General features: G+C 67.5%; 7 protein-coding genes. 4 read left to right on the top strand and 3 right to left on the bottom strand.

Features of this window, described 5'->3' with window-relative positions:
* The coding region (gene selD / locus G3N99_RS30845; RefSeq protein WP_206124270.1) for a selenide, water dikinase SelD at window positions 1–694 on the bottom strand (694 nt) is incomplete at its 3' end.
* A 116-nt stretch (window positions 695–810) separates the two neighbouring features.
* Here selD and G3N99_RS30850 point away from each other — a divergent pair.
* Window positions 811–1,647: a DMT family transporter gene (locus tag G3N99_RS30850; RefSeq protein ID WP_174942110.1), complete on the top strand. Its 837-nt coding sequence runs from the start codon at window positions 811–813 to the stop codon at window positions 1,645–1,647.
* 33 nt (window positions 1,648–1,680) lie between these two features.
* Here G3N99_RS30850 and G3N99_RS30855 read toward each other — a convergent pair whose 3' ends face one another.
* Complete coding sequence (locus tag G3N99_RS30855; protein WP_174941080.1) at window positions 1,681–2,784, bottom strand: porin; 1,104 nt, start codon at window positions 2,782–2,784, stop codon at window positions 1,681–1,683.
* A gap of 349 nt (window positions 2,785–3,133) precedes the next feature.
* Here G3N99_RS30855 and G3N99_RS30860 point away from each other — a divergent pair, with 349 nt between their 5' ends.
* From G3N99_RS30860 to G3N99_RS30870, 3 genes are read left to right on the top strand one after another with little or no spacing between them, the layout of a single operon-like run.
* Entirely contained in the window at window positions 3,134–4,033 is a 900-nt protein-coding gene (locus G3N99_RS30860) for an N-formylglutamate amidohydrolase (RefSeq protein WP_206124271.1), read from the top strand.
* Window positions 4,030–4,803, top strand: a complete 774-nt coding sequence (locus G3N99_RS30865; protein WP_174941084.1) for an IclR family transcriptional regulator — start codon at window positions 4,030–4,032, stop codon at window positions 4,801–4,803. The genes G3N99_RS30860 and G3N99_RS30865 overlap by 4 nt, the downstream gene beginning before the upstream one ends.
* 29 nt (window positions 4,804–4,832) lie before the next feature.
* Window positions 4,833–6,323: a YfcC family protein gene (locus tag G3N99_RS30870; protein WP_206124272.1), complete on the top strand. Its 1,491-nt coding sequence runs from the start codon at window positions 4,833–4,835 to the stop codon at window positions 6,321–6,323.
* Window positions 6,324–6,443: 120 nt separating this feature from the next.
* On the opposite strand, the gene G3N99_RS30875 is transcribed toward G3N99_RS30870, so the two are convergent.
* The coding region (locus tag G3N99_RS30875; protein ID WP_206124273.1) for a PLP-dependent aminotransferase family protein at window positions 6,444–7,545 on the bottom strand (1,102 nt) is incomplete at its 5' end.

Consider the following 7,545-nt stretch of genomic DNA (forward strand, 5'->3'; position numbering starts at 1 on the left):
CCAGCGCATGCACGCCCGGCAGCACGGCGAGTTCGGCGCCCGGCCGGTTCAGCTTGGTGGTCGTCGCGACCATCTGCGCGTAACCGGCGGCATCGAGCTGGTTCTTTTTCAGCGCGGCGGACAACACGCCGACGCCGAGCGGCTTGCCGAGCACGAGCACGTCGCCCGCACGCGCGGCCGCATTGCGCTTCACGCGCGACGGATGCACGACGCCGATCGCCGCGAGCCCGTAGATCGGCTCGACCGAATCGATCGAGTGGCCGCCCGCGACCGGGATGCCGGCGTCCGCACACACCGATTCGCCGCCGCGCAGCACAGCCGCGATCGTTTCGTGCGGCAGCACGTTGATCGGCATGCCGACCAGCGCGAGCGCGAGGATCGGCTTGCCGCCCATCGCATAGACGTCGGACAGCGCGTTGGTCGCGGCGATGCGGCCGAAGTCGAACGGATCGTCGACGATCGGCATGAAGAAGTCGGTGGTCGCGACGATCGCCTGCTCGTCGTTGAGGCGGTAGACGGCCGCGTCGTCGGACGTCTCGGTGCCGACCAGCAGGTCCGGGAACAGCGCGGGCGGCGTCGCGCGCTTCAGCAACTCGGACAGCACGCCCGGCGCAATCTTGCAGCCGCAGCCGCCGCCATGCGACAGGCTCGTGAGGCGCGGAACGGCAGGCTGGGCTTGGGTGGCTTCGGTCATGGTCGGGATCCGGTGAATAACAACACTACATTATCGACAATTCCATGCGAGTGCGCCCGATACCCACATAATGACGGCGCCCCCCTCCGCTCCCGCCTCTGTCCGCCCCTTCGTTCATGGATCACCTCTTCATCGGCCTCGTGCTGTGCTCCGCGTTGCTTCACGCGATCTGGAATGCCTTCCTCCACGTCAGCGAAGACCGGCTCGTCCAGCTCGGCACGATGTCGCTGCCGTATTTCGTGTTCGGTGTCGCCGGCGCCGCGCTGCTGCCCGCGCCGGCGCCCGCCGCGTGGCCGTACATCGCCGGGTCGGCCGTGCTCGAGGTTGCGTACTGCTTCACGCTGGCGCGCGCGTACCGCAGCGGCGAATTCGGGCAGATCTATCCGATCGCGCGCGGCATCTCGCCGCTGCTCGTGTCGATGCTGGCACTCGTATTCCTCCACGAACAACCGACGCCGTTCGGCTTCGCAGGCATCGCGCTCGTGTCGTTCGGCATCATGTCGCTCGCGCTGCGGCGCGGCTTCCGGTTCTCCGGCGAAGGCGTGCCGTTTGCGCTGCTTACGGGCGTGTTCATCGCCGCGTATTCGATCTGCGACGGCATCGGCTCGCGCGTGTCGGGCAGTGCGCTCGGCTACATCGCGTGGGTGTACGTGCTGTGGAGCGTGCCGCAGTTCGTGCTGGTCTGTGCGGTGCGTGGCGGCCCGCGCGCGGTGCTCGGCTCGCGCACGGCACTCACGCAGGGCGCGATCGCCGGCACGATCTCGCTCGCCGCTTACGGCATCGTGATCCTCGCGTACCGGTACTTGCCGGTCGGGACGGTGTCGGCGCTGCGCGAAACGAGCTCGATCTTCGCGGTCGCGATCGGCTGGCTCGTGATGCGCGAGCGGCCCGGCGCGCAGCGGCTCGCCGCGTGCGCGCTGGTGGTCGCGGGCGCGGCGCTGATCCGGCTGTAAGCGGAAAGCGCGCGCCCGCGGCCTGCCGCCGCGTCAGAACTTGTGGCGGATGCCCGTCACCGCGACGATCTGCGTGCGTGTGCTCGACGGATTCGAGATCCCTTCGATCGCGGCCACCGCGTTCGACGACGCGCGCTGGTAGAACGCATTCACGTAGACATCAGTCCGCTTCGACAGGAAATACTGCGCGCCGACGCTCGTCTGCAGGTAATGCGAGCTCGGCTTCGGCCCCTGCGACGCGAGCACCTGCGTATAGGTTTCGCCGAGTGCAAACTGCAGCGCGGGCGTCATCAGGTAGCGCACACTGCCCTCGTAGTTGTTGAAGCGCATCGCGCCGCCCGTCTGCAGGTTGAACAGCGAGCTCGTGTACAGCAGGCCGAACGTCGCGGCGCCCCACGCATACGCGCCGCCCGCGCCCCAGATCTGCTGGCGCGTCACGCCCTTGATGAACGTGTAGTAGTTGTCGGATGCCGCCGCGCCGGTCGTATCGATGGCCGGATGATCGACGCGCACGTAGGCCGCACCGAGTTGCAGCGGCCCGTTCTCGTAGCTCGTGCCAAGGCTCCACACGCGGTTTTGCGCGAACGACGTCGAATTCGAGAAACCGTACAGGCCGACCGCGCGCAGCCCGTACCACGTCGGCGTCTGGTACTGCACCGAGTTGTTGGTGCGGAACGTGTTGTTCAGGTCGTCGGTGTCGAACGGATGCAGCGCGTACTGCGTGAGCGCGGTGGTCGCGCCGATCTGCAGCGGCTCCAGCACTTCCTGCGCCGCGTTGTACTGGCGGCCCATCGTCAGCGTGCCCCAGCGGTCGTTCTCCAGCCCGACGTACGCGCGGCGCCCGAACAGCCGGCCGCCCTGGCTCGCCGCACCTGACTCGATGTTGAAGCCGTTCTCGAGCCGGAACACCGCACGCGTGCCGCCGCCGAGGTCTTCCTTGCCGAGCAGCCCGAAGCGCGTGCCCTGCTCGTTGCCGCCGGTCGCCTGCCACGCGGCGTGACCGTTCTGGTTGTTCGTGTACGTGATCCCCGAATCGACCACGCCGTACAGCGTCACGCTCGACTGTGCGTGCGCGTGCATCGCACCCGCCGCCGTTGCGATACCCGCCAGCGCAACTGCCATCCCTTTTCGCTTCATCTCCGACCCCTTTTATCGATTGAATATGGGGAGCGATTTAATTCGCTCGACACGTGTTTTATTGAATAAAACATCGTCTTATTAATTGTCGATTTTGTGGATTTGAAGCGTCAAGCGATGCCAAAAATCGCACGCGGGAGCCCAATACCCTTGAACCACCAGGCGTTTCGAAGAATGAAACAAGCCCAATAACCACGGTACTTTCAGCCCGATCGCGACGCGCAATCCCGATATCGCAAAAAGCCCTTGACCGCGATTTTCAGCCGTTGTGAAATATTGATACGCTGTTTTAATGATTAAAACAAACGAACGAGACGCCTCGAGAAACTAGGTAAAGAACCTGATCCCCATGCTGACGTTTAATTGCAACAACGCGACTGCCGGCGCATCGCCTGCCTATTTCGTCGCGACGCCAACGGTGCCGGCCCTGCCGATCGTCGTCGACTCGCCGCACAGCGGCATCGCGTATCCGCCGGACTTCGCCACCGTCGCACCCGACGATGCGATCCGCACCACGTGGGACGCATACATCGACGAACTGTGGGCCGGCGCCGTCGCACGCGGCGGCACGCTGCTCGGCGCGACCTTTCCGCGCGCGTACATCGATCCGAACCGCGCGGAAACCGACATCGACGAGACCCTGCTCGCCGAACCGTGGCCCGAGCCGCTGTCGCCACAGCCGTACACGCAGCGCGGAATGGGGCTGATCCGGCGCGACGCGCTGCCCGGCGTGCCGCTGTACGACCGCAAGCTGTCGCTCGCGGAAGTACGCAACCGGATCGATGCGTATTACCTGCCGTACCGCCGCGCGCTCGCCGGCATCGCCGAGCCGCTCCATGCCGCGCACGGCGCGCTGTGGCACATCGACTGCCATTCGATGAAGTCGCGCGGCAACGCGATGAACGTCGACGCAGGTGAATTGCGGCCGGACGTCGTTGTCAGCGACCGGCGCGGCACGACCGCCGATCCGGCGTTCACCGCGTGGACCGCGCAGTGGTTCGCACGCGCCGGCTATCGCGTGCAGGTCAACGACCCGTACCAGGGCGGCGACCTGCTGACCGCGCTCGCCGATCCTGCACGGCAGCGCCACAGCATCCAGATCGAATTCAACCGCGCGCTGTACATGGACGAGGCCGCATTCGCGAAACACGCGGGCTTCGCCACGCTGAAGCGCTCGGTCGACGCGTATCTGGACGCGCTCGCCGATTACGTCCGCGCGCGCATCGCGCCGCAGGGAGACCCCGCATGACGACCTACATCGTCGACGCCGTCGACAGCGCGCTGAAGCTGCTGACCTACGTGGCCGAGCACCCGAACCTCGGCGTGACCGAGCTGGCGTCGCAGCTCGGCATCAACAAGTCGCGCACGTACCGGATGCTGTGCACGCTCGAACTGCACCGCTTCGTCGTGCAGGACCCGCGCACGTCCACCTATGCGCTCGGCCCGCAGGCATTCGTGATCGGCGTGGCCGCATCGCAGCAGAACGCGCTCGTGCGCGCCGCGCACCGGCACATGCTCGCGCTCAACCAGGCAATCAACGAGACCATCGTGCTGCGTGTACGCGAAGGGCTCGAATCGGTGTGCGTCGCGCGTTGCGAAACGACGCACACGGTGCGCACCGTCGGCGCGGTCGGCAATCGCCGGCCGATCAATTTCGGCGCATCGGGCAAGGTGCTGCTCGCATTCGCGCCCGACCCGGTGCGCGACGAATATCTCGCGAAACTGCGCCGAAACGGGCAGGCCGACGATCCGGCGCAGCTCGCCGGCGAACTCGACGCGGTCGCGCGCAAGGGCTACGCGGTGAGCAGCGGCGAGGTGACGCCCGGCGCGGTCGGGATCGCGGTGCCGGTGCGCGACCTGACGGGCGCGACGGTCGCCTCCGTCAGCGTGACGGGGCCCGAGGTGCGCGTGAGCCACGCCGACATTCCCGACTATCTCGAACGCCTGCAGGCGTGCAGCCTCGCCATTTCCGCCGAACTCGGCTACGTCCCGGCGCGCGCCGCGCTGCAACCGGCCTGACGGCCCGCTTCTTCTTCGACGAGGATCCGATGTCCGCCTCTTCCCCGAACCCGGCCGGCGCGCACGGCGCCGACACGCCCGCACTCGCGGCCGACGATCCGGCGGCGCTCGCCGGTCACAAGCCGCATCCGCACGGCAAGATGCTGCACCCCGTCGTGATGATGCTGTGGGTGCTCGCCGCGGCGATCGCGCTCACGTGGGTCGTCGACTCGGGCCAGTTCGCGCGCAACGGCCGGCTCGTCGTGCCGGGCACCTATCACGTGGTGCCGAAGACCACCGCCCTTTCCACGCTCGTCGCGCCGGCCGTCAGCCACAGCACGTCCGCGCAGGCGCTGCCGGCCAGCCTCGTCTCCGCGTTCGTCGCGGTACCGCAAGGGCTGTTGAAGAATGCGCCGCTGATCGTGATGGTGATGTTCGTCGGCGGGATGTTCGGCGTGATGCGCCGCACGGGCGTGGTCGATGCCGGCATCGACCGGCTGCTGCAGCTCACCGGCAACAACGCGTACCTGCTGACACCGATGCTGATGATCCTGATCGGGCTAGGCAGCACGCTGCTCGGCTTCATCTCCGAGTACCTCGTGATCATTCCGATGGTGGTCGTGATCGCGCGGCGCCTGGGCCTCTCCGACCTGTTCGCAGTCGCACTCGTCGCGCTCGCCGCGAAGATCGGCTATATCGCGTCGGTCACGAACCCGCTCGCGCTCGCCGTCGCGCAGCCGCTGGTCGGCGTGCCGCTGTTCAGCGGCGTCGCGCTGCGCGCGGCCGTGTTCATCGTCTTCCTGACGATCGGCATCCTGTACCTGCTGCGCTACGTGCGCAACACCGGCTATCGAGCCGGGCAGACCGCCGCGGGCCATGCCACGCACGCGGCCGCGAAGCTGTCGCTGCGCCACAAGGCGACGCTGGCCGTGTTCGCAGCGGCCGTCGCGATGCTGATCTACGGCACGCGTGAACTGAAGTGGGGCAACGTCGAGCTGGCGGCGTTCTATACGGCCGTGAGCATTGCGACGGCCATCATCGGCCGGCTCGATTCGCGCAGCGCGGCCGACGCGTTCGTCGACGGGATGAAGAACATGATGCTCGCCGCGCTGCTGATGGGGCTCGCCGCTTCCGTCGAGCTGCTGCTGCAGAACAGCCTCGTGCTCGACACGCTGATCAACTTCTTCACGCGGCTCGCGGACGGGCAATCGCCGGTCTGGGTCGCGAACGGTCTGATGGGCGTGCAGATGGTGCTCGACGTGTTCATTCCGTCGGTGTCGGGCAAGGCCGCGGTCAGCATGCCGATCATCGGGCCGATCGCGCAGCTCTCAGGCGTGAGCGGCCAGACGTCGGTGCTCGCGTTCGTGCTCGGCGGTGGACTGACGAACCTCGTCACGCCGACGTCCGGGATGCTGCTCGCGTATCTGGCTACCGCACGTGTCGATTTCGGTGCGTGGATCCGCTTCGTGCTGCCGCTGTTCCTGACGCTGCTCGCGCTGTCGTGCGTCGTGCTGACGTTCGCGGTGTGGATCGGGTATTGAGGTTCGCGGCAGGGTCCGCAGGACGCGCATGCGCGCTCGGCCGCCGAGAGCGCATGACGCCGTCCGGTTTCGACGACGGCGGCGGACATCGCGACGCGATGCCGTGACCGGAAGCGTCGCTCAAGCCAGCTCGACCGCGTTGCCGAACGCCCGCTCGTCGATCGCCTCGGCGAGCGTCGCGAACGCGGTCGCGATCTCGTCCTCCGGCACGCACGCATAGCCGAGCAGCAACCCCGACGCCGCCCGTTCGCGGTCCGCGTAATACCCGGACAACGGTCGCACGACGATATTGCGCTCGAGCGCGGCCTGCGCGACCGCGCGATCGTCGACGCCTTCCGGCAACTGCGTGACCAGATGCAGCCCCGCATCGCTGCCGAGCGCGTGCAGCGTGTTGCCGTAGCGTTGCGCGACCGCGTCGAGCAGCACTTCGCGGCGCTGCCCGTACAGCGTGCGCATCTTGCGGATATGCGACACGAAGTGCCCTTCCGCGATGAACTCGGCCAGCACGGCCTGCTGCAGCAACTGCCCTTCGCGATACAGCTCGGCGCTCGCGGTCGCGAAACTTTCCGCGAGCGGCTCGGGCGCAACCAGGTAACCGACCCGCAACCCGGGGAACAGCGTCTTGCCGAAGCTGCCGACATAGATCACCTGCCCGGACGTATCGAGGCCCTGCAGCGACGCGAGCGGCCGGCTGCCGTAGCGGAATTCGCTGTCGTAGTCGTCCTCGATGATCCAGCAGCCGTGCTGGCGCGCATATTCGAGCAGCATTCGGCGCCGCGCGAGGCTCATCACCATCCCGAGCGGATACTGGTGCGACGGCGTGACGAGCATCAGCTTCGGCGGTTCGGCGAGATCGGCGGCCGACGGCGCGATGCCCTCGTCGTCGACCGGGATCGGCCGTGTCGTCAGCCCCGACACGTTCAGCACGCTGCGCACGCCCCAATAGCATGGGTCTTCGGTCCAGATCGCGTCACCCGGATCGGTCAGCAGCCGCACCGCGAGGTCGATCGACTGGTGGATGCCGGTCGTGATCACGATCTGCTCGGGCGTGCAGCGCACCGAGCGCGACGTGCGCAGGTAGTCGGCCAGCGCCTCGCGCAGCAGCGCGAGCCCGCCGCCCGGCGCGTAGGTCAGCAGGTCGGGGCGCAGCCGCCGCCAGTACTTGTTGTGCAGCCGCGTCCACACGCGCGCCGGAAATCGCGACACATCGGGCACGCCCGGC

This window comes from Burkholderia sp. Ac-20392, assembly GCF_017104585.1.
Classification (GTDB): domain Bacteria; phylum Pseudomonadota; class Gammaproteobacteria; order Burkholderiales; family Burkholderiaceae; genus Burkholderia; species Burkholderia lata.

Excerpts from the sequence above, each read along its gene's own strand:
- G3N99_RS30850 (WP_174942110.1), top strand. The coding sequence starts at position 811 with ATGGATCACCTCTTCATCGGCCTCGTGCTGTGCTCCGCGTTGCTTCAC.
- G3N99_RS30855 (WP_174941080.1), bottom strand. The coding sequence starts at position 2,784 with ATGAAGCGAAAAGGGATGGCAGTTGCGCTGGCGGGTATCGCAACGGCG.
- G3N99_RS30860 (WP_206124271.1), top strand. The coding sequence starts at position 3,134 with ATGCTGACGTTTAATTGCAACAACGCGACTGCCGGCGCATCGCCTGCC.
- G3N99_RS30865 (WP_174941084.1), top strand. The coding sequence starts at position 4,030 with ATGACGACCTACATCGTCGACGCCGTCGACAGCGCGCTGAAGCTGCTG.
- G3N99_RS30870 (WP_206124272.1), top strand. The coding sequence starts at position 4,833 with ATGTCCGCCTCTTCCCCGAACCCGGCCGGCGCGCACGGCGCCGACACG.